This is a genomic window from Limnohabitans lacus (assembly GCF_030053395.1).
Taxonomy (GTDB): domain Bacteria; phylum Pseudomonadota; class Gammaproteobacteria; order Burkholderiales; family Burkholderiaceae_C; genus Limnohabitans_A; species Limnohabitans_A lacus.
Window position 1 is genome coordinate 106,051 of sequence record NZ_JASGBH010000007.1, and the last position, 22,701, is coordinate 128,751.

Annotated in this window: 24 protein-coding genes and 1 tRNA gene; 16 read left to right on the plus strand and 9 right to left on the minus strand. The window is 61.0% G+C overall.

Annotation, left to right across the window (positions count from 1 at the left end):
- Nucleotides 1-113 precede the first annotated feature (113 nt).
- The 5 genes from QLQ16_RS10550 to QLQ16_RS10570 all read left to right on the plus strand — a co-directional run bounded on the left by QLQ16_RS10550 (nt 114) and on the right by QLQ16_RS10570 (nt 6,207).
- Nucleotides 114-2,411 (plus strand): NADP-dependent malic enzyme, encoded by a 2,298-nt coding sequence (locus QLQ16_RS10550; protein ID WP_283224652.1) that lies wholly within the window; start codon nt 114-116, stop codon nt 2,409-2,411.
- Between the two features lie 170 nt (nt 2,412-2,581).
- On the plus strand, nt 2,582-3,616 hold the full coding sequence (locus QLQ16_RS10555; RefSeq protein WP_283224653.1) for an ABC transporter substrate-binding protein: 1,035 nt from the start codon (nt 2,582-2,584) through the stop codon (nt 3,614-3,616).
- Nucleotides 3,617-3,755: 139 nt separating this feature from the next.
- A complete protein-coding gene (locus QLQ16_RS10560; RefSeq protein WP_283224654.1) occupies nt 3,756-4,574 on the plus strand; it encodes an ABC transporter ATP-binding protein in 819 nt (272 codons plus the stop codon).
- A 15-nt stretch (nt 4,575-4,589) separates the two neighbouring features.
- Entirely contained in the window at nt 4,590-5,357 is a 768-nt protein-coding gene (locus QLQ16_RS10565; protein WP_283224655.1) for an ABC transporter permease, read from the plus strand.
- A gap of 19 nt (nt 5,358-5,376) precedes the next feature.
- On the plus strand, nt 5,377-6,207 hold the full coding sequence (locus QLQ16_RS10570) for an urease accessory protein UreD (protein WP_283224656.1): 831 nt from the start codon (nt 5,377-5,379) through the stop codon (nt 6,205-6,207).
- Between the two features lie 118 nt (nt 6,208-6,325).
- Here QLQ16_RS10570 and urtE read toward each other — a convergent pair whose 3' ends face one another.
- From urtE to urtA, 5 genes are all read right to left on the minus strand, one after another.
- The gene (urtE, locus tag QLQ16_RS10575) at nt 6,326-7,030 is read right to left on the minus strand and encodes an urea ABC transporter ATP-binding subunit UrtE (protein ID WP_283224657.1); all 705 of its coding nucleotides are present in this window, start codon (nt 7,028-7,030) and stop codon (nt 6,326-6,328) included.
- 2 nt (nt 7,031-7,032) lie between these two features.
- Complete coding sequence (gene urtD, locus QLQ16_RS10580; protein ID WP_283224658.1) at nt 7,033-7,908, minus strand: urea ABC transporter ATP-binding protein UrtD; 876 nt, start codon at nt 7,906-7,908, stop codon at nt 7,033-7,035.
- The gene (gene urtC, locus QLQ16_RS10585) at nt 7,905-9,029 is read right to left on the minus strand and encodes an urea ABC transporter permease subunit UrtC (RefSeq protein WP_283224659.1); all 1,125 of its coding nucleotides are present in this window, start codon (nt 9,027-9,029) and stop codon (nt 7,905-7,907) included. Before urtC ends, urtD begins: the two co-directional genes overlap by 4 nt.
- Before the next feature lie 14 nt (nt 9,030-9,043).
- Nucleotides 9,044-10,627: an urea ABC transporter permease subunit UrtB gene (gene urtB, locus QLQ16_RS10590; RefSeq protein ID WP_283224660.1), complete on the minus strand. Its 1,584-nt coding sequence runs from the start codon at nt 10,625-10,627 to the stop codon at nt 9,044-9,046.
- Nucleotides 10,628-10,846: 219 nt separating this feature from the next.
- Entirely contained in the window at nt 10,847-12,124 is a 1,278-nt protein-coding gene (gene urtA, locus QLQ16_RS10595; protein WP_283224749.1) for an urea ABC transporter substrate-binding protein, read from the minus strand.
- A 225-nt stretch (nt 12,125-12,349) separates the two neighbouring features.
- On the opposite strand from urtA, the gene QLQ16_RS10600 reads away from it, so the two are divergent.
- From QLQ16_RS10600 to QLQ16_RS10635, 8 genes are all read left to right on the plus strand, one after another.
- Nucleotides 12,350-12,652: an urease subunit gamma gene (locus QLQ16_RS10600; protein ID WP_283224661.1), complete on the plus strand. Its 303-nt coding sequence runs from the start codon at nt 12,350-12,352 to the stop codon at nt 12,650-12,652.
- Between the two features lie 35 nt (nt 12,653-12,687).
- Nucleotides 12,688-12,852 (plus strand): hypothetical protein, encoded by a 165-nt coding sequence (locus tag QLQ16_RS10605; RefSeq protein WP_283224662.1) that lies wholly within the window; start codon nt 12,688-12,690, stop codon nt 12,850-12,852.
- A gap of 7 nt (nt 12,853-12,859) precedes the next feature.
- Nucleotides 12,860-13,186: an urease subunit beta gene (locus QLQ16_RS10610; protein ID WP_283224663.1), complete on the plus strand. Its 327-nt coding sequence runs from the start codon at nt 12,860-12,862 to the stop codon at nt 13,184-13,186.
- A 1-nt stretch (nt 13,187) separates the two neighbouring features.
- Nucleotides 13,188-14,906, plus strand: a complete 1,719-nt coding sequence (gene ureC / locus QLQ16_RS10615) for an urease subunit alpha (RefSeq protein ID WP_283224664.1) — start codon at nt 13,188-13,190, stop codon at nt 14,904-14,906.
- Nucleotides 14,906-15,502: an urease accessory protein UreE gene (ureE, locus tag QLQ16_RS10620; protein ID WP_283224665.1), complete on the plus strand. Its 597-nt coding sequence runs from the start codon at nt 14,906-14,908 to the stop codon at nt 15,500-15,502. Before ureC ends, ureE begins: the two co-directional genes overlap by 1 nt.
- The gene (locus tag QLQ16_RS10625; protein WP_283224666.1) at nt 15,492-16,181 is read left to right on the plus strand and encodes an urease accessory protein UreF; all 690 of its coding nucleotides are present in this window, start codon (nt 15,492-15,494) and stop codon (nt 16,179-16,181) included. The genes ureE and QLQ16_RS10625 overlap by 11 nt, the downstream gene beginning before the upstream one ends.
- Entirely contained in the window at nt 16,178-16,849 is a 672-nt protein-coding gene (ureG, locus tag QLQ16_RS10630; protein WP_283224667.1) for an urease accessory protein UreG, read from the plus strand. Before QLQ16_RS10625 ends, ureG begins: the two co-directional genes overlap by 4 nt.
- A gap of 32 nt (nt 16,850-16,881) precedes the next feature.
- Nucleotides 16,882-16,969 (plus strand) — tRNA-Ser (locus QLQ16_RS10635).
- Between the two features lie 53 nt (nt 16,970-17,022).
- Here QLQ16_RS10635 and QLQ16_RS10640 read toward each other — a convergent pair.
- Complete coding sequence (locus tag QLQ16_RS10640; RefSeq protein WP_283224668.1) at nt 17,023-17,988, minus strand: Gfo/Idh/MocA family protein; 966 nt, start codon at nt 17,986-17,988, stop codon at nt 17,023-17,025.
- A gap of 83 nt (nt 17,989-18,071) precedes the next feature.
- On the opposite strand from QLQ16_RS10640, the gene QLQ16_RS10645 reads away from it, so the two are divergent.
- Complete coding sequence (locus QLQ16_RS10645; RefSeq protein ID WP_283224669.1) at nt 18,072-18,440, plus strand: hypothetical protein; 369 nt, start codon at nt 18,072-18,074, stop codon at nt 18,438-18,440.
- Nucleotides 18,437-18,994 (plus strand): hypothetical protein, encoded by a 558-nt coding sequence (locus QLQ16_RS10650; protein WP_283224670.1) that lies wholly within the window; start codon nt 18,437-18,439, stop codon nt 18,992-18,994. The genes QLQ16_RS10645 and QLQ16_RS10650 overlap by 4 nt, the downstream gene beginning before the upstream one ends.
- A 24-nt stretch (nt 18,995-19,018) precedes the next feature.
- On the opposite strand, the gene hemW is transcribed toward QLQ16_RS10650, so the two are convergent.
- The 3 genes from hemW to rph are packed head-to-tail and all read right to left on the minus strand — an operon-like array spanning nt 19,019 to nt 21,618.
- The gene (gene hemW / locus QLQ16_RS10655; RefSeq protein WP_283224671.1) at nt 19,019-20,230 is read right to left on the minus strand and encodes a radical SAM family heme chaperone HemW; all 1,212 of its coding nucleotides are present in this window, start codon (nt 20,228-20,230) and stop codon (nt 19,019-19,021) included.
- Nucleotides 20,227-20,841: an RdgB/HAM1 family non-canonical purine NTP pyrophosphatase gene (gene rdgB / locus QLQ16_RS10660; RefSeq protein ID WP_283224672.1), complete on the minus strand. Its 615-nt coding sequence runs from the start codon at nt 20,839-20,841 to the stop codon at nt 20,227-20,229. The genes hemW and rdgB overlap by 4 nt, the downstream gene beginning before the upstream one ends.
- A gap of 18 nt (nt 20,842-20,859) precedes the next feature.
- Complete coding sequence (gene rph / locus QLQ16_RS10665) at nt 20,860-21,618, minus strand: ribonuclease PH (protein WP_283224673.1); 759 nt, start codon at nt 21,616-21,618, stop codon at nt 20,860-20,862.
- A gap of 176 nt (nt 21,619-21,794) precedes the next feature.
- Between rph and QLQ16_RS10670 the strand changes: the two genes are divergently transcribed.
- On the plus strand, nt 21,795-22,697 hold the full coding sequence (locus QLQ16_RS10670; RefSeq protein ID WP_283224750.1) for a YicC/YloC family endoribonuclease: 903 nt from the start codon (nt 21,795-21,797) through the stop codon (nt 22,695-22,697).
- Nucleotides 22,698-22,701: the final 4 nt, after the last annotated feature.

A 22,701-nucleotide genomic window follows, 5' to 3' on the forward strand; every position in this document is an offset into this window, starting at 1 on the left:
AAAAGGCCAAGCCAAGTGCTTGGCCTTTTGCTTTTTGGTGAGGTAATCCCCATCCAAACCGAGTTACAAATGGGTTACGCTCAAGAAGTAATCCCCTCTCCGTTGGAACCAAGATGAGCGACAACCTCTCCCCCGCCGAACAAGCCTTGCGCGACGCCGCACGTGACTACCACCGCTACCCCACACGCGGCAAGATTTCGGTCAACCCCACCAAACCCATGTCCAACCAGCGCGATTTGTCGCTGGCCTATTCACCCGGCGTGGCTTACCCCTGCCTCGACATCGCCGCCGACCCGTCCAAAGCCCACGAATACACCTCGCGTGGCAACTTGGTGGCCGTGATCACCAACGGCACCGCCGTGCTGGGCCTGGGCGACATCGGCCCACTGGCCAGCAAGCCGGTCATGGAAGGCAAAGGCGGTCTGTTCAAGAAGTTCGCCGGCATCGACGTATTCGACATTGAGCTGGCCGAGCGCGACCCCGACAAGCTGGTCGAGATCATCGCCAGCATGGAGCCCACCTTGGGCGGCATCAACCTCGAAGACATCAAAGCCCCCGAGTGCTTCTACATCGAGAAGAAGCTGCGCGAGCGCATGAACATCCCGGTCTTCCACGACGACCAGCACGGCACCGCCATCATCTCGGCCGCTGCCATGTTGAACGGTCTGGAGCTGGTGGGCAAAGACATCGGCCAAGTCAAAGTGGCCGTGTCGGGCGCAGGCGCTGCCGCCATCGCCTGCCTGGACGTGATGGTGGGCTTGGGCGTCAAGACCAGCAACATTTTTGTGTGTGACTCCAAAGGCGTGATCTACGAAGGCCGCCCCGGCGGTTACGACGAGTCCAAAGCCCGCTACGCGCAAAAGACCGAAGACCGCACCTTGGCCGACGCGGTCAAGGGCGCTGACGTGTTCCTGGGCTGCTCGGCCCCCGGCGTGATGACGGTGGAGATGGTCAAGACCATGGCCGACAAGCCGATCATCCTGGCCCTGGCCAACCCCGAGCCCGAGATCCGTCCCGAGCTGGCCAAAGCCGCACGCCCCGACTGCATCATTGCGACGGGCCGTTCGGACTACCCCAACCAGGTCAACAACGTCCTGTGCTTCCCCTACATCTTCCGTGGTGCACTCGACTGCGGCGCCACCAAGATCACCGAGGCCATGAAGCTCGCCTGCGTGCGCCAAATCGCGGACTTGGCCAAGGCCGACATCAGCGAAGAAGTCGCCAGCGCTTACGCCGGTCAAGACCTGACCTTTGGCAGCGACTACCTGATCCCCAAGCCGTTTGACTCGCGCCTGATCTTGCGCATCGCGCCCGCCGTGGCCCAAGCTGCGGCCGACTCGGGCGTGGCCACGCGCCCGATCACCGACATGGATGCCTACCGCCAGCAGCTGCAAAGCTTTGTCTCGCAAACCGGCCTCTTGATGCGCCCCATCTTCAACGCCGCCAAGGCCGTGCCCCACAGCGCCAAGCGCGTGGCCTATGCCGACGGCGAAGACGACCGAGCTCTGCGTGCGGCCCAAATGGCCATCGACGAAAAACTGGCCCACCCGATCTTGATCGGCCGCCCTTCGGTCATCACCGCCCGCATCGAAAAAGCTGGCCTGCGCATGCGCCTGGGGGTGGACGTGGACAACGTGAACCCCGAAGACGACCCGCGTTTCCGTCAATACTGGGAGCACTACCACGCACTGATGAAGCGCAACGGCGCGACGCCCGCCGTGGCCAAGGCTGCGGTGCGCCGCTCCAACACCATCATCGGCTCACTGATGGTCTCGCTCGGTGACGCCGACGCCATGATCTGTGGCCTGGCCGGCACTTACATGACGCACTTGGAGCGCATCGACGCCATCCTGGGCAAGCGCGCCGGTGTGGGCAACTATGCCGCCGTGAACGCCCTGATGACCAACCAAGGGCCGCTCTTCATCACAGACACCTATGTGCAGGAAGACCCAAGCGCCGAGCAACTGGCCGAAATCGCTTTCATGGCCGCCCAAGAAGTGCAGCGTTTTGGCATCGTGCCCAAGGTGGCTTTCCTCTCGCATTCGAGCTATGGCTCGTCCAAGCGGGCGTCTGCCCGCAAGATGCGCTTGGCGCGTGACCTGTTCGTGGCGCAGCACCCCGACATCGAGTGCGATGGCGAGCTGCACGGTGATGCGGCCCTGCAGCCCGAGATCCGCAGCGCCTACATCGAAGACAGCACCCTGACCGGCTCGGCCAACCTGCTGGTCTGCCCCAACCTGGACGCGGCCAACATTTTGTACAACGTCATGAAAACCACCACCAGTGGCGGCGTGACGGTGGGGCCAGTCCTCATGGGCACGGCGGCCACCGCGCACATCTTGACGCCCGCAGCCACCGTGCGCCGCGTGCTGAACATGACGGCTTTGGCCGTCGCCTGCGCCAACGCTTGAGGCACTGCGCTCCAGAAAGCCCTGTTTTGGTGCATAAATCCCAGTGAGTTCGCACCAATAACGGGGATTTCTAGGGGATCAACCTGACATGGGGCGTCAGGCGTGTGGTCAATAATGGGCATTGAATTTGCTAGAAAAGATTCACCGTTTATTTGACCCAGGAGCTCCTCATGAACAAACGTTTCTTACTCAAGGCCACCGCCGCGTTGGCTGCCGTTGCCGCTTTCGGCACTGCACAAGCCCAAACCACCCCCATCAAATTCCAACTCGACTGGCGCTTTGAAGGCCCATCGGCCTTCTTCTTGCAACCTGTGGCCAAGGGTTACTTCAAGGATGCCAAGCTGGACGTGACCGTGGACTCCGGTAACGGTTCGGGTGGCGCGGTCACCCGTGTGGCTTCGGGCACTTACGACTTGGGCTTTGCCGACCTGGCCGCCCTGATGGAGTTCCACGCCAACAACCCCGATGCGCCCAACAAGCCTGTGGCCATCATGATGGTCTACAACAACACGCCCGCATCGGTCATGGCTTTGAAGAAGTCCGGCATCAAGACCCCCGCCGACCTGGCTGGCAAAAAGCTGGGCGCGCCTGTGTTTGACGCGGGTCGCCGCGCCTTCCCCATCTTCCAGAAAGCCAACGGCATTGGCAACGTGGCCTGGACCGCCATGGACCCACCGCTGCGTGAAACCATGCTGGTGCGTGGTGACGTGGACGCCATCACCGGCTTCACCTTCACCTCCCTGCTCAACATCGAAGCGCGTGGCGTGAAAGCCGAAGACGTGGTCGTGATGCAGTACCCCGATTTCGGCGTGAAGCTGTATGGCAATGCCATCATCGCTTCGCCCAAGATCCTGAAGGAAAACCCAGCGGCCGTGAAAGCCTTCCTGTCCGCGTTCAGCAAAGGCGCCAAAGACGTGATGGCCGATCCTGCCAAGGCGATTGAAACCGTCAAGGCCCGCGACGGCATCATCAACGTGGAACTGGAAACCCGCCGCCTGAAGCTGGCCATCGACACCGTGATCAACAGCCCCTCGGCTCGCGAAGAAGGCTTTGGCCAAGTCAGCGGCCCACGCTTGACACTGATGGCATCCCAAGTGTCCGACGCGTTCAACACCAAAACACGCGTCAAAGCCGAAGACATCTGGAACGGCTCTTTCTTGCCCACTGCCAAAGAGCTGGACATCCTGCCCAAGGGCAAGAAGTGATCTGCATCCGGTCTGATCACGGATCGGGCCGGCGCGGCTGAACACCAGCCACCGCCCACCCACAACCGCAGCCCCGAGCTGCGGTTTGTTTGGGCCTCATTTGTATACACGTTCGAACACCATTTCCCGAGTTCACACCATGTCCCAAGACGCATTCGTTGATTTCCAGAATGTCTGGCTGGCCTACAACGACGAGTTGCTGGCGCAAAACCACTTCGCGGTGGAAGACATCAACCTGCAGGTCAAGCAAGGCGAATTCATCGCCATCGTCGGCCCCTCGGGTTGCGGCAAATCGACCTTCATGAAGCTGACCACCGGCCTGAAAATGCCCAGCAAAGGCCGCATCCTGGTGGATGGCCAACCCGTCACCGGCCCGCTCAAGATCAGCGGCATGGCCTTTCAGGCCTCGTCATTGCTGCCCTGGCGCACCACGCTGGACAACGTGCTGCTGCCCCTGGAGATCGTTGAGCCCTACCGCTCCAACTTCAAGCAAAAGAAGGCCGAGTACGTCGAACGCGCCCGCAAATTGCTCAACACCGTGGGCTTGGCCGGTTACGAAGACAAGTTTCCGTGGCAACTGTCAGGCGGCATGCAACAACGCGCCAGCATCTGCCGCGCTTTGATTCATGAACCCAAAATGCTGCTGCTCGACGAGCCCTTTGGTGCGCTCGACGCCTTCACCCGTGAAGAACTCTGGTGCATCTTGCGCGACCTGTGGACCGAACAAAAGTTCAACGTGATTTTGGTCACGCACGACCTGCGCGAATCGGTCTTTTTGGCCGACACGGTCTATGTGATGAGCAAGAGCCCAGGCCGCTTTGTCGTGAAAAAAGAGATCGACCTGCCGCGCCCACGCGACCTGGAGATCACCTACACCCCAGAATTCACCAACATCGTTCACGAGCTGCGCGGCCACATCGGTGCCATGCGCAAGACCGGCGCCACGATCAACCAATAAACGGGAGCCACGCACATGAAACAAAAAACACTGGAACGCTGGTCCCCCTGGGTTTTGCTGGTCCTCAGCATCCTGATTTGGGAAGGACTGTGCCGCGCCTTCAACGTGTCGGAATTCGTCTTCCCCAGCCCCTCGCGCATCGCACAGCAAACCATCGAGTTCCGCGACGTGATCGCAGGCCACGCCTGGCGCACCTTCTGGGTGACCATGGTGGGCTTTGGCATCGCCATCGTGGTGGGTGTGCTCTTGGGCTTCATCATTGGCAGCTCGCGCCTGGCTTATGCCGCCGTGTACCCGCTCATGACCGCCTTCAACGCCCTGCCCAAAGCGGCCTTCGTGCCGATCTTGGTGGTGTGGTTTGGCATCGGCATCGGCCCCGCCATCTTGACGGCATTCCTCATCAGCTTCTTCCCGATCATGGTGAACATCGCCACGGGTTTGGCCACGCTCGAGCCTGAGCTCGAAGACGTGCTCCGCGTGTTGGGCGCCAAGCGCTGGGACGTGCTGGTCAAAGTCGGCCTGCCCCGCTCCATGCCTTACTTTTATGGCTCGCTCAAAGTCGCCATCACACTGGCTTTTGTGGGCACCACCGTGTCTGAGATGACCGCCTCGAACGAAGGCATTGGCTACCTGCTGATCTCGGCGGGCTCGGCCATGCAGATGGGCTTGGCCTTCTCAGGCTTGGTGGTCGTGGGTGCCATGGCCATGGTGATGTACGAACTGTTCAGCTATATCGAAAAGCACACCACCGCTTGGGCCCACCGCGGCTCGCAAGGCGAGTGATTTTGGAGCGCCTGACGGGATGACCTGGCACGCCAGCCTGAGCCTGGACTACACGCAGGAATCCGATCGCAGCGTGGCCCGCTACACGCACAAGGGCCCGCTGCGGATCTTGCAAAGCCTCTACCCCGAAGGCGATGCGGTCTGCCACAACGTGCTGGTGCACCCGCCCAGCGGCCTGGTGGGTGGTGACACACTCGACATGACCGTCACCGTGGGCTCTGGCGCGCATGGTCTGGTCACCACGCCCGGCGCCACCCGCTTTTACCGCTCTGATGCAGGCCTGGCCACGCAACAAGTGCATGCGCGTGTCGAGGCCGATGCAAGGCTGGAATGGTTGCCGCTGGAAGCCATTGCATACAACGGTTGCGACGGCCTCAACCGCGCGGTGTTCGACTTGGCAGCCGGGGCTGAAATGATGACCTGGGACATCACGGCGCTGGGCCTGCCCGCCGCCGATTTGCCCTTTGTCCAAGGCAGCTTTCGCCAGCACATGGAAATTCCAGGTGTATGGCTGGAGCGCGGCACGATCAGCGCCAGCGACAACCGATTGATGAACAGCCCTTTGGGACTAGCAGGCCAGCGCTGCATGGCCACGCTGGTGTTTGCAGCGGGCAGCGCCATCGCCGCAGAGCGCTCAGACCGCGCCTTGGCGGTTGCACGTGACTTGCTCGAAGCGTCAGAATTGCGCCTCATGGCAGGCGCCACCGCGCCGCACCCACAGGTCATCGTGCTGCGCGTACTGTCGCCTGTGACCGAGCCCGCCATGCAGCTGCTGCGGCAAGTGTGGGCCGCGTGGCGGCATGAGATGTGGGGCATGAGCGGTACTGTGCCCAGGCTTTGGAATCTGTGATGTCACGCAGAGCATGTCGGAGCTCAAGCCACCGACCTACCCAAGATGTGCAGGTCGGCGGCTTGAGCTCCGACAAGTGAATGTGCAGTGTTGATGGTTGCGATGTGCAATCGCCCCCTCAAATCGCCACCAACTGCTGAATGCTCTTCGCCTTCATCTCACTGCCCGGCCCGCGGGCGATCACTTCGCCGCGCTCCATCACCAGGTACTGGTCGGCCAGTTCTTCGGCAAAGTCGTAGTACTGCTCGCACAGCAAAACACCCATGCGCTGGCCTTGCAGGCCCACGTCGGCCAGTTGGCGGATCACGCGGCCGATGTCTTTGATGATGCTGGGCTGGATGCCTTCGGTGGGTTCGTCCAAGATCAGCAAACGCGGTTTGGCGGCCAAGGCGCGGGCGATGGCCAACTGCTGTTGTTGACCGCCTGACAAGTCACCGCCTCGGCGGTGCAGCATCTGCTTGAGCACTGGGAACAACTCAAACAACTCGGGCGGTATGGGCGTGCCGCCCGGCTGGGTGGCCAAGCCCATCAACAGGTTGTCTTCCACCGTGAGGCGGGCAAAGATTTCGCGGCCTTGGGGCACGTAGCCAATGCCTGCGGCGGCGCGTTCATAGGGTTTGGCACTGGTGATGTCTTGGCCGGCCAGCGATACGCTGCCGCTTTTGATCGGCACCAGGCCCATCAGGCTTTTGAGCAGCGTGGTCTTGCCCACCCCGTTGCGGCCCAACAGCACGGTGACTTGACCTTGTGCTGCGCTCAGGCTCACATCGCGCAGGATGTGGGAGCCGCCGTAGTACTGTTGAATGTTTTTGACTTCAAGCATGGTCAACGTCCCAAATAAACTTCAATCACCCGCTCGTCGGCCTGCACCTGGTCGAGCGTGCCTTGGGCCAGCACCGAGCCGTCGCACAGCACGGTGACGATGTCCGAGATGGTGCGGATGAAGCTCATGTCGTGCTCCACCACCATCAGCGAGTGTTTGCCCTTGAGCGTCAAAAACAGCTCGGCGGTGCGTTCGGTTTCATGGTCGGTCATGCCGGCCACGGGTTCGTCCAGCAGCAAGAGCTTGGGGTCTTGCATCAGCAGCATACCGATCTCCAGCCACTGTTTTTGGCCGTGGCTGAGCACACCGGCCAAGGTGCTGACGCTGCCTGCCAAATGGATGGTGTGCAGCACTTCGGCCAGGCGGTCTGACTGCGCTGAATCGAGCTTGAAGAACATCGAGGCCTTCACGCCTTTGTTCGTCTTCAAAGCCAGCTCCAGGTTTTCAAACACTGTGAGGTGTTCAAACACCGTGGGCTTTTGGAACTTGCGGCCAATGCCCAGCTGAGCGATCTCGGGCTCGTTGTGGCGCAGCAAATCGATGGTGCTGCCAAAGAACACGCTGCCTTCGTCCGGTCGGGTCTTGCCGGTGATGATGTCCATCATCGTGGTCTTGCCCGCGCCGTTGGGGCCGATGATGCAGCGCAGCTCACCGGGCGCGATGTCGAGCGACAGCTTGTTGATGGCCTTGAAGCCGTCAAAGCTCACGCTCACGTCTTCGAGGTACAAGATGCGGCCGTGGGTCACGTCCACTTGTGCTGCGTCTTGCACCACACGGCCATAGCCTGCGCTGCGGCCACCGGACTCGGTGGCTTGGCTCACCAGCTTGGCGTGCTCGGCCACACGCTGGGCGCCTTTTTGCAAGAGATCGGGCGTCATGCAGCACCGCCTTTTTTCGTCAAAGTCTTGGACTTGATCTTGGCGACCAAGCCCACCACGCCCTGCGGCAAATACAAGGTCACCGCGATGAACAGCGCACCCAAAAAGTAGAGCCAAAATTCTGGCGCTGTGACGGTGAGCCAGCTCTTGGCACCGTTGACCAAGAAGGCCCCCACAATCGGTCCGATCAAGGTGCCACGACCGCCCACAGCGGCCCACACGGCGATCTCAATCGAGTTGGCAGCGCTCATCTCGCCGGGGTTGATGATGCCCACTTGCGGCACATACAAAGCACCCGCAATGCCGCACATCACGGCCGAGATGACCCAGATGCTCAGCTTGTAGGGCAGTGGCGAATAGCCCGAGAACATCACACGCGTTTCGGCATCACGGATGGCCATCAGCACGCGGCCATATTTGCTGCCCACCAACCAACGCGAGAACAAGTAAAAACCCAGCAGCGTCAAGCCGGTGATGACGAACAGGACCATGCGCATGCCAGGGGTGGCAATCGGCAGGTCCAATATCCGCTTGAAGTCGGTGAAGCCATTGTTGCCGCCAAAGCCGGTCTCGTTGCGGAAGAACAAGAGCATGGCCGCATAGGTCATGGCCTGGGTGATGATGGAGAAATACACCCCTTTGATGCGCGAGCGGAAAGCGAAGTAGCCGAACACGAAGGCGATCAGGCCCGGCGCCAGCACCACCAAGAGCAAGGTAGCGATGAAGCTGTCCGACAGCAGCCAGTGCCAAGGCAGCTCTTTCCAGTCCAGAAAGACCATGAAGTCGGGCAAGTTGCTTTTGTAGTTGCCGTCTTGGCCGATCTGGCGCATGAGGTACATGCCCATCACATAGCCGCCTAAAGCGAAGAACAAGCCGTGGCCCAGCGACAAGATACCGGTGTAACCCCAGATCAGGTCCATGGCCAGGGCGCAGATGGCGTAGCACATGATCTTGCCGATCAAGGCGATGGCGTAATCGCTCAAATGGAAAGCGCTGCCTGCAGGCACCAGCAGGTTGAACACCGGGGCCAAGACACCGACCACGATCAGCGCCAGCAAGAACACCGACCAGGCCTTGCGGGTGAGCAAAGGGGCGGCTTGGGGTAATGAGAATTTCGTCATGTTCATGCCCCTTTTCACGCTTCGGCGCTGCGACCCTTCATCGCGAAGATGCCTTGGGGGCGCTTCTGGATGAAGATGATGATGAACACCAGCACGCAGATCTTGGCCAGTACAGCGCCGGTCCAACCTTCGAGCAACTTGTTGACCAAGCCCAAGCCCAGCGCGGCATAGACCGTGCCCGCCAACTGGCCCACGCCGCCGAGCACCACCACCATGAACGAGTCCACGATGTAGCTCTGGCCCAAGTCAGGGCCAACGTTACCCACTTGGCTGAGGGCGCAGCCGGCCAAGCCCGCAATGCCCGAGCCCAGCGCAAACGCATAGGTGTCGATGCGGGCAGTGTTGACGCCCATGCACGAAGCCATGGGGCGGTTTTGCGTGACGCCACGCACAAAAAGGCCCAGACGGGTCTTACCGATCAGCAAGGCCATGCCCACCAAAACGGCGGCCGCAAAGGCCACGATGATCAAACGGTTCCAAGGCAGCTGCAAATTGGGAAGCAAGGCCAGCGAGCCGCTCATCCACGAGGGGTTTTCCACACCCACGTTTTGCGCACCAAAGAGGCTGCGCACGCCTTGCATCAGCACCAAGCTGATGCCCCAGGTGGCCAGAAGTGTTTCCAGCGGGCGGCCGTACAAATGTTTGAGCACGGTGCGCTCCATCACGGCGCCCACCAGGGCCGACGAAAGAAACGCCAAGGGCACAGCCGCCAGCAAATACCAATCAAACGCGCCCGGCAGGTATTGGCGAAACAACACTTGCACCACATAGGTGGCGTAGGCACCAATCATCATCAGTTCGCCGTGGGCCATGTTGATCACGCCCATCAGGCCATAGGTGATGGCCAAGCCCAGCGCCACCAGCAGCAAGATGGAGCCCAAACTGGCACCGGTGAACAAAGTGCCCAGACGCTCGCCCCAACGCAGGCTTTGTTGCACCGTGGCCAATGCGGTCTGAATTTGTTTTTTGACCGCAGGGTCTTCTTCCTCAGCCATGCGCTGGTTGAGCAAGAGCAAGGTCTCGGGTTGTTGGCTGGCGGCCAGCTCTTGGGCGGCCAGCAAACGGTCATGGGCCACGCTGCTGCCCAGCAGCGCTGCGGCACGGGCCTGGCGCACCAAGCTCTTGACGGTCTCGTCCTGCTCGGCGTCGAGGGCCTTGTTCAGGAGCGGCGCACGGCTGGCGTCGGGCTCTTTGAGCAGCGACAAGGCGGCCAAGCGGCGCACCTTCACATCGGGGCTGAACAACTTGAGCGCTGCCAAGGCGGTGTCGAGTTCGCCGCGCAGGCGGTTGTTCAGCATCACATCTTCGGCATCGTCGGGCACAGGCACCGATTGGCCCGTGACCGGGTCTGTGCCTTGGCCATCGCGGACCATGATCACCTGGTCCTTGCTGATCTTGACGACATCGTCCGACAGCGCCTGCAGGTAAACCGCCGTTTTTTCATCGCCCTGCGCCACCACTTGGGCCAAGGCTTGCACACGCGCATCGCTGTCTCCGACCGCGATGCCTCGGGCCTCCTGAATCGTCAAGGCCTGCGCGGCCGTCAGGCCCCACACCGCACTGGCGATCAACGCGCCTTTCACAATCCATCTTTTCATCTTACTCATCTCTTGGTCTGCCAAAGCTGGGCTCGCAGATTCAACGCTCACAAACGAACATGTCGGGGCTAAAGCCACCGACCTACAAGTTACGCTGAGGAAAGTAGGTCGGAGCTTCAGCTCCGACAAGAACCTCTGCCGGGGCTCAAGCCACCGACCTACCTGAAGATCACGTAGGTCGGAGCTTCAGCTCCGACAAGCATTCACGCTTTCAAACGATCACTTCTTGACAGGCTCGTCAGGCTTGACGTCGTTACCAGGAATGAACGGGCTCCATGGCTTGGCTTTGACCGGGCCGGGTGTCTTCCAAACCACGTTGAACTGGCCGTCGGCCTTGATCTCGCCGATGAACACCGACTTGTGCAAGTGGTGGTTTTTCTCGTCCATCTTGCTGGTGATGCCGCTGGGGGCCTTGAAGGTTTGACCGGCCATGGCGGCGATCACTTTGTCGGTCTCGGTGGACTTGGCTTTTTCCACCGCTTGCTTCCACATGTTGATGCCGATGTAAGTGGCTTCCATCGGATCGTTGGTGAGAGGCTTGTCTTTGTGACCAGCGATGCCCTTGGCTTTGGCGTAAGCGGCCCACTTCTTGGTGAACTCGTCGTTGGCGGGGTTCTTGATGCTCATGAAGTAGTTCCATGCGGCCAGGTGACCCACCAAAGGCTTGGTGTCCACGCCGCGCAGTTCTTCTTCACCCACCGAGAAGGCCACCACAGGCACGTCTTTGGCCTTCAGGCCAGCATTGCCCAATTCTTTGTAGAAAGGCACGTTGGAGTCACCGTTGATGGTGGACACCACAGCGGTCTTGCCACCGGCAGAGAATTTCTTGATGTCGGCCACGATGGTTTGGTAATCGCTGTGACCAAACGGTGTGTACTTCTCGTCGATGTCGCTGTCTTTCACGCCTTTGCTTTTCAGGTAAGCGCGCAAGATTTTGTTGGTGGTGCGGGGGTACACATAGTCGGTGCCCAGCAAGACCCAACGCTTGGCAGCGCCGCCTTCTTTGCTCATCAGGTAATCCACCGCAGGGATGGCTTGCTGGTTGGGCGCAGCGCCGGTGTAGAACACGTTCTTGGACAGCTCTTCACCTTCGTACTGCACGGGGTAGAACAGCAAGCCGTTCATTTCTTCCACAACCGGCAGCACCGATTTGCGCGACACCGAAGTCCAGCAACCGAAGATCACCGAGACTTTGTCTTGACCGAGCAACTGTTTGGTTTTCTCAGCGAACAGGGGCCAGTTGGAAGCGGGGTCCACGATCACGGGCTCGAGCTTTTTGCCGAGCATGCCACCCTTGGCGTTGATCTCGTCGATGGCCATGAGCACGGTGTCTTTGAGCACGGTCTCGGAGATGGCCATGGTGCCTGACAAGCTGTGCAGCACGCCCACCTTGATGGTGTTGCCCGCTTGCGCTTGCGCCTGGGTTACAAAGGTCAAGCTGCCTGCAACGAGGGCGGCAGCAGTAGCGAGGGCTTTGAGATGGCCACGACGGTTCATCATGAGATCACTCCAATCAGGAAGTTAGTTGTTCAACAAAAAGGGCGGAGCGCTTGCAACGCTGAAACCTCTCTTGCAATCACCGTGCCAACTTTTCAAAATGCCTGCATGCACCAGAACATGACCCAGCGGCTTCCTAGAAAAATGACACACTCCCTATAAAGAGGCATGCTCTTTGCTACATTGAAGCCACCGCACCGATTCACTTTCAAAGCACGCACCAATATGGAACTCACCCCTCGCGAAAAAGACAAGCTGCTGATCTTCACCGCCGCTTTGTTGGCCGAACGCCGCAAGACCCGTGGCCTGAAACTGAACTACCCCGAAGCCATCGCATTGATCAGCGCTGCGGTCATGGAAGGCGCACGGGATGGGAAGACTGTGGCCCAACTGATGAGCGAAGGTCGCACTGTTTTGACGCGTGCCGACGTGATGGACGGCATCGCAGAAATGATTCCCGACATCCAAGTGGAAGCGACATTTCCCGACGGCACCAAATTGGTGACCGTGCACCAACCCATCGTTTAAGCCGACCCCATCAAGACCTCAACGGAGCACATCTCATGAAAAAAATCGCAGCACTTTTCATCGCCTCAACCGCCCTGCATGCCTTGGCCCACGACGGACACGGCCTGAATGGCGCGCACTGGCACAGCACCGATGCCTGGGGCTTTGTGGTCTTTGGCGCCATGGCGCTGGCCGCTTGGTTCATTGGTCGTGGCAAGTGAGGCGATCATGACGCCTGGAGAACTTTTGATTGACAGCGGCACGCACCCGATCAACGAGGGGCGGCGCACCTGCACCCTGGTGGTGCAAAACGCCAGTGACCGCCCCATCCAGGTGGGCTCGCACTACCACTTTGCCGAGACCAACGCCGGTCTGCGCTTTGACCGGGCCACCGCGCACGGCATGCGGCTGAACATCGCCTCAGGCACCGCCGTGCGCTTCGAACCCGGCCAGCAACGCACGGTGGAACTGGTCGACTACGCGGGCGATCGCGTGGTGTATGGCTTTAGGGGTCTGACCCAAGGCCCGCTCGACAACGCCAAGAAAGCAGACTGACATGGCCCACATCGACAAACGTGCATACGCTGAAATGTTTGGCCCCACCGTGGGCGATCGGGTTCGCTTGGCCGACACCGCCCTGATCGTCGAAGTTGAAAAAGACTTCACGCTGCAAGCCGGGGGCTACGGCGAAGAGGTCAAGTTCGGTGGCGGCAAGACGATCCGCGACGGCATGTCGCAATCGCAGCGCATGAACAGCGAAGGCGCAATGGACTGCGTGCTGACCAACGCCCTCATCATCGACCACTGGGGCATCGTCAAAGCCGACATCGGCCTCAAGGGCAACCGCATCGCCGCCATTGGCAAGGCGGGCAACCCCGACACACAACCGGGCGTGGACATCGTGATTGGCCCGGGCACCGAGATCATCAGCTGCGAAGGCTTGATCGTCACCGCAGGCGGCATCGACAGCCACATCCATTTCATCGCACCCCAGCAGATCGACGAAGCGCTGGCCAGCGGTGTGACCACCATGCTGGGCGGCGGCACGGGCCCGGCCACCGGCACCTTTGCCACCACCTGCACGCCGGGCCCTTTCAACCTCGAGCGCATGCTGCAAGCGGCCGACGCCTTCCCGATGAACCTGGGTTTTCTGGGCAAGGGCAACGCCAGCTTGCCTGCCGCGCTGCACGAACAGATCAACGGTGGGGCGATTGGCATGAAGTTACACGAAGACTGGGGCACCACGCCTGCGGCCATCGACAACTGCCTGAGCGTGGCCGAAGAAACCGACACACAGGTCGCCATCCACACCGACACGCTCAACGAATCGGGTTTTGTGGAAGACACGGTGGCCGCGTTCAAGGGCCGCACCATCCACACCTTCCACACCGAAGGCGCAGGCGGCGGGCATGCGCCGGACATTTTGAAGGTGGTCGGCGAAGCCAATGTGCTGCCGTCGTCCACCAACCCGACACGCCCCTACACCATCAACACGCTCGACGAGCATGTGGACATGCTCATGGTCTGCCACCACCTGGACCCGGCGATTGCCGAGGACCTGGCCTTTGCCGAGAGCCGCATCCGCAAGGAGACGATTGCGGCCGAGGACATCCTGCACGATTTGGGCGCCATCAGCATGATGAGCAGCGACAGTCAGGCCATGGGCCGGGTGGGCGAAGTCATCATCCGCACCTGGCAAACCGCGCACAAAATGAAGCAGCAACGCGGCAGCCTGCCCGGCGACACCGACCGCCACGACAACGCCCGCGTCAAGCGCTACATCGCCAAATACACGATCAACCCCGCCATTGCACACGGCATCAGCCACGAAGTCGGCAGCATCGAGGTGGGCAAATGGGCCGATCTGGTGATCTGGAAGCCCGCCTTCTTTGGTGTGAAACCGGCCCTCATCATGAAAGGCGGGTTCATCGCGCTGGCGGCCATGGGCGACCCGAACGCGTCGATTCCAACGCCCCAACCGGTGCACTACCGTCCCATGTTTGGCAGCTTTGGCGGTGCGCTCACGCGCAACTCGCTGACCTTTGTCTCGCAAGCGGGTTGGCAAGCGGGCATCGGTGCACGTTATGGTCTGCAAAAAACCCTGTCGGCTGTGAAGAACATCCGCCAGGTGGGCAAGAAAGACATGATTCACAATGACTACGCGCCCCGCATGGAAGTCGATGCCCAGACCTACGCGGTGCGCGCCGACGGACAGCTGTTGGTGTGCGAGCCCGCGACCAGTCTGCCCATGACGCAACGCTACTTTTTGTTCTGATGATCATTTGCTCCAAACTCATGCCGCAAGGCCGTGGCCTGGCCCGCGTGCTGGTCCAACGCGCCAACACCATCACGCTGGATTGGGATACCCGCCAAAAAAGCCGCTTTGATGCCACGGACAGCGCAGGCCGCCAGCTGGGCATCTTCTTGCCCCGTGGCACCGTCGTGCGCGGCGGCGATGTGCTGGTGGCCGAAGACGGCTCGCTCATTCGCGTGGAAGCTGCACCGCAAGCCGTGTTGCGCATCACCGCCTGCACCGAACACGGCTCCCCATTCGACCTGACCCGCGCCGCCTACCACCTGGGCAACCGCCATGTGCCTATCGAACTCCAACCCGACCACCTCAAGATCGAACCCGACCATGTGCTGGCCGACATGCTGCGGGCCATGCACATGACAGTGGTGGCCGTTTCGGAGCCCTTTGAGCCCGAAAGCGGTGCTTATGGTGACCACGGTGGGCATTCTCACGATGGGCATGGGCATGACCACAGCCACGATCAAGCCCCGGTCGCAGCCAAGCGCATCGCCATCCCAATCCGTTCGGCCCTTGCGCAGCCCCATGTACACGGCCCAGGCTGCAAGTATGAGCACTGACACCGCGCCTTCGGGTTTGTTGCAACTGATCTGGCTCGCATCACCTGCTTTGCCGATCGGCGGCTTTTCGTACTCCGAAGGCCTGGAGGCCGCCATCGAACAAGGCCTGGTGCACGACGAAGCCAGCGCCACCGACTGGGGGGTGGACCAGCTGCACCTGACGCAGTCGCGTGGCGACATGGCGGTGCTGGCACAAGCCATCCCCGCTTGGCAGCAGCACGACACGGCCCGCCTGCAAACCTTGAACAACTGGGTCATGGCCACCCGCGAAACCGCCGAGATGCGCCTGCAAACCGAACAGATGGGCAGATCATTGCTCGACTGGCTGCGCAACCTGCAGCAAGCCAGCGAAGCACAACTGAGCTGCTGCGCCCAACTGCCACCTACCTACCCGCTGGCCATGGCGCTGGCTTTGTCACTGGCGCAGGCTCCACCAGACCAAGCTTTGCAAGCCTGTGCTTTTGGCTGGGCCGAAAACATGACCCAAGCCGCCCTCAAGGCCGTGCCGCTGGGCCAAAGCGCAGGCCAACGCATGCTGGCGCGCCTGGCCCGGGAAATCCCCTTGGCTGTGCAAACCGCCATGCACCTGAGCGACGAGGACCGCCAGGCCTTCAACCCCATGCTGGCCATCCTGTCCGCCCGCCACGAAACCCAATATTCACGCATCTTCCGATCATGAACAGCACATCCTCTTCTGCACTCCACCACATCCCCAATCGCACCAAAAAACTTCCGCCCCTGCGCGTGGGCATTGGCGGGCCGGTCGGCTCCGGCAAAACCACACTGCTCGAGATGCTGTGCAAAAACATGCGTGAACGCTGGGACCTGATCGCCATCACCAACGACATCTACACCAAGGAAGACCAGCGCCTGCTCACCGTCAGCGGCGCCCTGCCTGCCGAGCGCATCATGGGCGTGGAAACCGGCGGCTGCCCGCACACCGCCATCCGCGAAGACGCGTCGATCAACCTCGAAGCGATTGACCGCATGCTCGAAAAATTTCCGAACGCCGACGTGGTCTTCATCGAAAGCGGCGGCGACAACCTGGCCGCCACCTTCAGCCCCGAGCTGAGTGACCTCACGATCTACGTGATCGATGTGGCTGCGGGCGAAAAGATCCCTCGCAAAGGCGGCCCCGGCATCACCAAAAGCGATTTGTTCGTGATCAACAAAACCGACCTGGCCCCGCATGTGGGCGCCGACCTGCAGGTGATGCGCGACGACACCCAGCGCATGCGCCCCAACCCCGAAACACGCCCCTGGGTCATGACCAACCTGAAAACCCTGGACGGACTGGCCGAGGTGGTGGCTTTCATTGAAAAGCGCGGCATGCTGGGCCAAGCTTGAAGACCTTTTAAGTCGCTACAATTCACCCCCAGGGAAGCGTGGCAGAGTGGTCGATTGCACCGGTCTTGAAAACCGGCGACTCGAAAGGGTCCGTGAGTTCGAATCTCACCGCTTCCGCCAAGACACAAGACGAAACGCCCCTCTTCAGGGGCGTTTTGCATGGGGCAAGCCCTTCAGACCTTGCCCACCAGCATGGACTCCACCAACTCCTGCACCGCCAAAGCCTCTTGCGCAGTGGCGAGTTTGTGCGGCTGGCCACGCAACCACAAGTCCGCCTCGCTCAACTGACGCTGCAATGCACTGGTGCGCGGGTCTTCGGTGGACCAGTCCAACGCTTCGACCCATGGGCCACCGTCCGAGCGCCAGAGTTGATAAAACTCCCTGAATTGGTGGTTCATGCGGCTGCCGCGCACGGTGACTTCCTGCCGATCCGATTGCCGCCCCCCGGTGGTGGCCATGACCGTGACGGGCTTGCCGTCTGCGGTGGTCAAACGGGCCAACATGTCCAGCTCACACAGATCGGGGTCTTGCGGATAGCGCGGCAAGGCCTGCTGCAAGGTCAGTGGCCCGAGAAAACGCCCGGCCAAAAACAGAAAATGGGAGATCACTTCGCGGGTGTAGCCGCCTTCATGACGCAGGCGCAGCCAATCGGCGTCTTTTTGCCAGGCGCGGGGCCACGCCGGGTAGTTCACCACGATGTCGATGCCGAGCAGCTCACCCGTTTCACCTGCAGCGATGGCGCGGTTGAGCTCCTCAAAGCCCCGCGAGGCGGCCTGGGTGAAATTGACCACGCCTGGCAAACGCGCTCGGCGCAGTTGGTCGACCAGATCGCGGCTTTGCGCGTTGTCGGTGCCCAAGGGTTTTTCCATGAAAACGCCCTGCCCGGCGGCAGCGGCCTGCAAGGCGTAGGTTTTGCGGGGTCCGGGCGGACAGGCCAGATAGACCGCATCGGCCCCGGCCATGGCCGCCTCTGCGCTTTGCGCGACAGGGACGTTCGGCGCCATTTCGAGGGTTTTGGCCACCGCAAGAGGCGATGGATCCCAGACCCCGCAAACTTCAAAAGCCCGGTGCTGCAAGGCGTTTTCGAGCATTCGGCGGCCCATGATGCCCAAGCCGATGATGGCCAATCGATGTGTCATGCGTTTCTCCTTTTGTAACAAGCTTAACGATTCTGCGGCCAGGTCGGTTTTGGGTTTTACAAAAATTCGATAAAATCAAATTTATGGAAAAAACCAGCAGTCCTTTTGTATCTGCCTACCTGCGCTTTTTGCAGTTGGCCAGAGTCATCCAGGCCCTGCCAGACGGCATGGAGATGGACGCCAACGAGAAAGCCTTGTTGCAAGCCGTGGTTTTGCGCTGGTACGAAAACCAGCCGATGACGGTGCGCGAGGCCATCGCCTTGGCTGATTTGGGATCTCCTGCCACGCTGCACAAACGCATCACCCGGCTGCGTGAAAAAGACATGCTGAGCACCTTGAACCTGGAAGGCGATCGCCGCGCCAAGTTCTTGATTCCGACACAGCGGACCTTGGATTACTTCAGTCATCTGGGGCAGTCCATGCAAGTGGCACACCAAGATTTGCCTGCATGAGCCCTTTGATCCAAAGAACCTTACAAAAAACAGCACTGACTCTGATCAGTGCTGTTTTGTTTGTGGGCTTCTTCAAATTCAATGACTGGATTTTCCACACCCTGGAGCACAGCAGGGGGGTGAACTGGGTGTTCTTGCCCGCGGGTTTCAGGGTGATTCTGGTGTTGGTGCTGGGCTTGCCCGGTGCGCTGGGCCTGATGCTGGGCAGCTGGTTCATCGATTGGGAGGTGATTGATGGCTCCAACCCCTTGCTGGGCTTGTTGAACGGGGTGGCCGGCGGATTGACCCCTTGGGTGGTGATGAAATACCTGCACAAACACCACTGGCTCAGCGAACAACTGCAAAAACTGGACCCCTTGCAATTGCTGAATTTGACGCTGATTTCTTCGGCCGCCAGCGCTGTGGCCCACCAACTGGTCTGGCTCTTGATGGATCGACCCAACATCAACGTGTGGGTGGATGTTTGGCCCATGTTTTTTGGCAACGTGACAGGCGCCTTGCTGATGCTCTACAGCTTCAAGTTCGCCCTGGACCGACTGCGCATCAAAACCTGACGCACACCGGGCCAATTGCTGGCCTCAATCGGCCTCGGCCAAAAACAGCGCCTGCAAATCGCTCAAAAAATCAAAGCCCCTGTCGGTCGGCCAGACCCGGTGCAGGTCTCGGCCAATCAGCCCTTGTTTTTCCGCCTCTTGCAAACCCTGCTGGATGCTGGTCATGGCCAGGCCCGTGCGGTCTACGTAATCGGCCAGATCAAAACCACCGCGCAAACGCAAGGCGTTGAGCATGAACTCAAAGGGCAAGTCCTGGCGTGACACCTCGGTGCTTTGGGTGACGGGCTCGCCTTTCATGGCCTGCTGCATGTAGAGCGCAGGTTCACGGTAACGCACTTGCCGAAGCACTCGGTGCGCAAAACTGAGCTTGCTGTGCGCCCCGGCGCCAATGCCCAGATAGTCCCCAAACTGCCAGTAGTTCAGGTTGTGGGCGCACTGATGGCCGGGCTTGGCATAGGCCGACACTTCGTACCGCGCCAAGCCAGCCAACGCAGTCAGCTCGGTGATGCGGTCCATCATTTCGTAGGCCAGATCGTCTTCGGGCAAAGCGGGCGGGAACTTGGCGAACACCGTGTTGGGCTCGATGGTCAGGTGGTAGATCGAGATGTGCGGCGGCGCAAAGGCCAATGCAGTCTGGATGTCTTGCGTCAGGCCTTGCAACGTCTGGCCCGGCAAGGCGTACATCAGGTCCAGATTGAAGGTGTCAAACACCTGGGCCGCTTCGGTCACGGCGGCCAGGGCCTGCTCGCGGTCGTGCACCCGGCCCAGGGCCTTGAGGTGCGCATTGTCAAAACTCTGCACGCCGATCGACAAGCGGGTGATGCCCGCCTGGCGGAAAGCCTTGAAGCGGTCTTTCTCGAAGGTGCCGGGGTTGGCCTCCATGGTGATCTCGGCGTCTGGCGCCAAGCGCACACGGGCGCGAATGCCACCCACCAAACGGTCTATCGCTTCGGGCGAAAACAGGCTGGGTGTGCCACCGCCCAAAAACACGGTCTGGATGCTACGACCCCAGATCAGCGGCAGGCTTGCTTCCAGGTCGGCGAACAAGGCATCGATGTAGGCGTCTTGTGTGGACGGCGCGTCGGCCCCGGCCCGGAATTCGTGCGAATTGAAGTCGCAATACGGGCACTTCTTGATGCACCAGGGCAGGTGCACATACAGCGACAGGGGCGGCAAAGCGTTCAGCTGCAGCACGCCGGGGCGCATGGCGTGCACCGGGTCAAGGTGTGGACTCATGCGGCGGAACCATCCAGCCAACGCTCACGCATCAGCGCCAGCATGGCCTGTGCGGCACGGCCCCTGTGGCTGTTGGCGTTTTTGACTTCGGTGGGCAGCTCGGCAAAGGTCTTGCCAAATTCCGGCAAGAACAACACCGGATCGAAGCCAAATCCATGGCTGCCCCGGCGCTCAGGCGCGATCTGCACCACCACCCGGCCGACGGCAATCAGGGGCTCCGGGTCGTCGGCACTGCGCACGGCCACCAAGGTGCTGACCATGGCGGCGCGGCGGTTGGTGACACCCTGCATTTGCGCCAGCAGCGCGGTGACATTGGTGTCATCGCCTTTGGGGTAGCCAAAGCGGGTGGCGTAATACGCCGTGTCCACACCCGGCTGCCCCCCAAAAGCATCCACACACAAACCCGCGTCATCGGCCAGGGCGGGCAAGCCGCTCAGCTGCGCGGCATGGCGGGCTTTGGCCAAAGCGTTTTCAACGAAGGTCTTGAAGGGCTCTGCCGCTTCGGGGATGTTCAGCTCGGACTGGCGCACCAGCGTCATGCCCAGCGGCACCAACAGGGTTTGCAGCTCGGCCAGTTTGCCCGCGTTGTTGGAAGCCAGAACAATTTTCATGAAGCCACCCACCGCGCTTCAGGCGCTGAAAGTCAGGGTCTTGGGCTCATCGTGCGCCTGCTTTTGCAGCTGCACGAGTTGTGCAATGCCTTTTTCAGCCAGAGCCAGCATACGGTCCATCTCGACGCGGGTGAAGGCCACGCCTTCGGCCGTGCCCTGCACTTCCACAAAGTTGCCCGCGCCGGTCATGACCACGTTCATGTCGGTGTCACAGGCCGAGTCTTCGGGGTAATCCAGGTCCAGCAAGGCGGTGCCGTTTTTCAGGCCCACCGAGATGGCAGCCACCCGGTCGATGATGGGCGACTCGCTCAGTTTGCCCGTGGCCATGAGCCAGTTGACCGCGTCTTGCGCCGCCACAAAAGCGCCCGTGATGCTGGCGGTGCGCGTGCCGCCATCGGCCTGCAGCACATCGCAGTCGAGGTGAATGGTGCGCTCGCCCAGTTTTTTCAGGTCAAACACCGCCCGCAGCGAGCGGCCAATCAGGCGCTGAATCTCTTGAGTGCGGCCGCTTTGCTTGCCGCGTGCGGCTTCGCGGTCACCCCGGGTGTGGGTGGCGCGGGGCAGCATGCCGTATTCGGCGGTCACCCAGCCTTCGCCGCTGCCTTTTTTGTGGCCCGGCACCTTTTCTTCGACCGAGGCGGTACACAGCACGCGGGTCTGGCCAAACTCAATGAGCACCGAGCCTTCTGCGTGCACGGTGTAACCGCGGGTGATGCGCACAGCGCGCAAAGCGTCGCTTGCGCGACCGGTTCGGACGTAAGAGACGGTGGTGTTCATGTTGGCACTGAAAGGGGGTTGTCTGCTGAGCCCGGCCATGCGCAGGCGGGGCGGTCCCAAGAGTTTGAGATAATGCCTCGTTTCATGTTCAGCTGTCAGGCTGGGCATTTGCAGCGCATCGCGGCCAGTCTGGCTTGGCGCTGTCACAAGGAACTTGATAGATGCCAGTTTACAGTATGACCGGGTACGCCAGCGTGCAGCACAGCCCGCTGGGTGCAGGCGGTGACACCCCTGCCAGCACGGCCCCGACAGCCCGGATGGGCCTGGAAATTCGATCGGTCAACAGCCGTTTTCTGGACCTGTCTTTTCGCCTGCCCGAAGAACTGCGCCAGCTCGAACCCGGCCTGCGCGAGCTGATCACCCGGCAAATCAAACGCGGCAAAGTGGAGGTGCGGGCCAGCCAGGATGCCGGTGACGGCGCGGCCTTGCAAGCCCCCAACCACCAGGCCCTGCAAAAAATCGCCGCCTTGCAAGGCAAGATTCAGGATTGGCTGCCCGATGCCCGCGCTTTGAGTGTGGCCGACGTGTTGCGCATGACCGCAGGCAGCTCTGGCCAGGCCGCACCCGACGAAGCCGCCTGGATGCAACTGGCTGCCCAAGCCGTGGACGCCCTGCGCGAAGCCCGCGCCCGCGAAGGCGCCCGCCTGACCAAGATGCTGCAAGGCCACATTGCCCAGCTGCGCAGCTTGGCCGATCTGGCCGTGCCGCTGGTGCCGCAGTTGGTGGAACAACAGCGCCAGCGCTTTTTGGAGCGCTGGAAAGACGCCATGGCCCTGGCCGACGGCAGCCACCTGCCCGAATCTGCGCAAGACCGGGCCCTCACCGAGGCGACCGCGTTTGCCATCCGCATCGATGTCGCCGAAGAGCTGACCCGCCTGCGCTCGCACCTGGACGAAATCAGCCGCTTGCTGGACAAGGGCGGCGACATCGGCAAGCGCCTGGACTTTTTGATCCAGGAGCTGCACCGCGAGGCCAACACCCTGGGCTCCAAATCGGCCGTGCTGGAGATGACCCGCATCTCGGTGGACATGAAGGTGCTGATCGAGCAAATGCGCGAACAAGTCCAAAACATCGAATAAAGAG

What these genes read in the sequence shown, in the direction of transcription:
- QLQ16_RS10550 (WP_283224652.1), top strand. Translation starts at nt 114, where the DNA reads ATGAGCGACAACCTCTCCCCCGCCGAACAAGCCTTGCGCGACGCCGCA.
- QLQ16_RS10555 (WP_283224653.1), top strand. Translation starts at nt 2,582, where the DNA reads ATGAACAAACGTTTCTTACTCAAGGCCACCGCCGCGTTGGCTGCCGTT.
- QLQ16_RS10560 (WP_283224654.1), top strand. Translation starts at nt 3,756, where the DNA reads ATGTCCCAAGACGCATTCGTTGATTTCCAGAATGTCTGGCTGGCCTAC.
- QLQ16_RS10565 (WP_283224655.1), top strand. Translation starts at nt 4,590, where the DNA reads ATGAAACAAAAAACACTGGAACGCTGGTCCCCCTGGGTTTTGCTGGTC.
- QLQ16_RS10570 (WP_283224656.1), top strand. Translation starts at nt 5,377, where the DNA reads ATGACCTGGCACGCCAGCCTGAGCCTGGACTACACGCAGGAATCCGAT.
- urtE (WP_283224657.1), bottom strand. Translation starts at nt 7,030, where the DNA reads ATGCTTGAAGTCAAAAACATTCAACAGTACTACGGCGGCTCCCACATC.
- urtD (WP_283224658.1), bottom strand. Translation starts at nt 7,908, where the DNA reads ATGACGCCCGATCTCTTGCAAAAAGGCGCCCAGCGTGTGGCCGAGCAC.
- urtC (WP_283224659.1), bottom strand. Translation starts at nt 9,029, where the DNA reads ATGACGAAATTCTCATTACCCCAAGCCGCCCCTTTGCTCACCCGCAAG.
- urtB (WP_283224660.1), bottom strand. Translation starts at nt 10,627, where the DNA reads ATGAAAAGATGGATTGTGAAAGGCGCGTTGATCGCCAGTGCGGTGTGG.
- urtA (WP_283224749.1), bottom strand. Translation starts at nt 12,124, where the DNA reads ATGAACCGTCGTGGCCATCTCAAAGCCCTCGCTACTGCTGCCGCCCTC.
- QLQ16_RS10600 (WP_283224661.1), top strand. Translation starts at nt 12,350, where the DNA reads ATGGAACTCACCCCTCGCGAAAAAGACAAGCTGCTGATCTTCACCGCC.
- QLQ16_RS10605 (WP_283224662.1), top strand. Translation starts at nt 12,688, where the DNA reads ATGAAAAAAATCGCAGCACTTTTCATCGCCTCAACCGCCCTGCATGCC.
- QLQ16_RS10610 (WP_283224663.1), top strand. Translation starts at nt 12,860, where the DNA reads ATGACGCCTGGAGAACTTTTGATTGACAGCGGCACGCACCCGATCAAC.
- ureC (WP_283224664.1), top strand. Translation starts at nt 13,188, where the DNA reads ATGGCCCACATCGACAAACGTGCATACGCTGAAATGTTTGGCCCCACC.
- ureE (WP_283224665.1), top strand. Translation starts at nt 14,906, where the DNA reads ATGATCATTTGCTCCAAACTCATGCCGCAAGGCCGTGGCCTGGCCCGC.
- QLQ16_RS10625 (WP_283224666.1), top strand. Translation starts at nt 15,492, where the DNA reads ATGAGCACTGACACCGCGCCTTCGGGTTTGTTGCAACTGATCTGGCTC.
- ureG (WP_283224667.1), top strand. Translation starts at nt 16,178, where the DNA reads ATGAACAGCACATCCTCTTCTGCACTCCACCACATCCCCAATCGCACC.
- QLQ16_RS10640 (WP_283224668.1), bottom strand. Translation starts at nt 17,988, where the DNA reads ATGACACATCGATTGGCCATCATCGGCTTGGGCATCATGGGCCGCCGA.
- QLQ16_RS10645 (WP_283224669.1), top strand. Translation starts at nt 18,072, where the DNA reads ATGGAAAAAACCAGCAGTCCTTTTGTATCTGCCTACCTGCGCTTTTTG.
- QLQ16_RS10650 (WP_283224670.1), top strand. Translation starts at nt 18,437, where the DNA reads ATGAGCCCTTTGATCCAAAGAACCTTACAAAAAACAGCACTGACTCTG.
- hemW (WP_283224671.1), bottom strand. Translation starts at nt 20,230, where the DNA reads ATGAGTCCACACCTTGACCCGGTGCACGCCATGCGCCCCGGCGTGCTG.
- rdgB (WP_283224672.1), bottom strand. Translation starts at nt 20,841, where the DNA reads ATGAAAATTGTTCTGGCTTCCAACAACGCGGGCAAACTGGCCGAGCTG.
- rph (WP_283224673.1), bottom strand. Translation starts at nt 21,618, where the DNA reads ATGAACACCACCGTCTCTTACGTCCGAACCGGTCGCGCAAGCGACGCT.
- QLQ16_RS10670 (WP_283224750.1), top strand. Translation starts at nt 21,795, where the DNA reads ATGACCGGGTACGCCAGCGTGCAGCACAGCCCGCTGGGTGCAGGCGGT.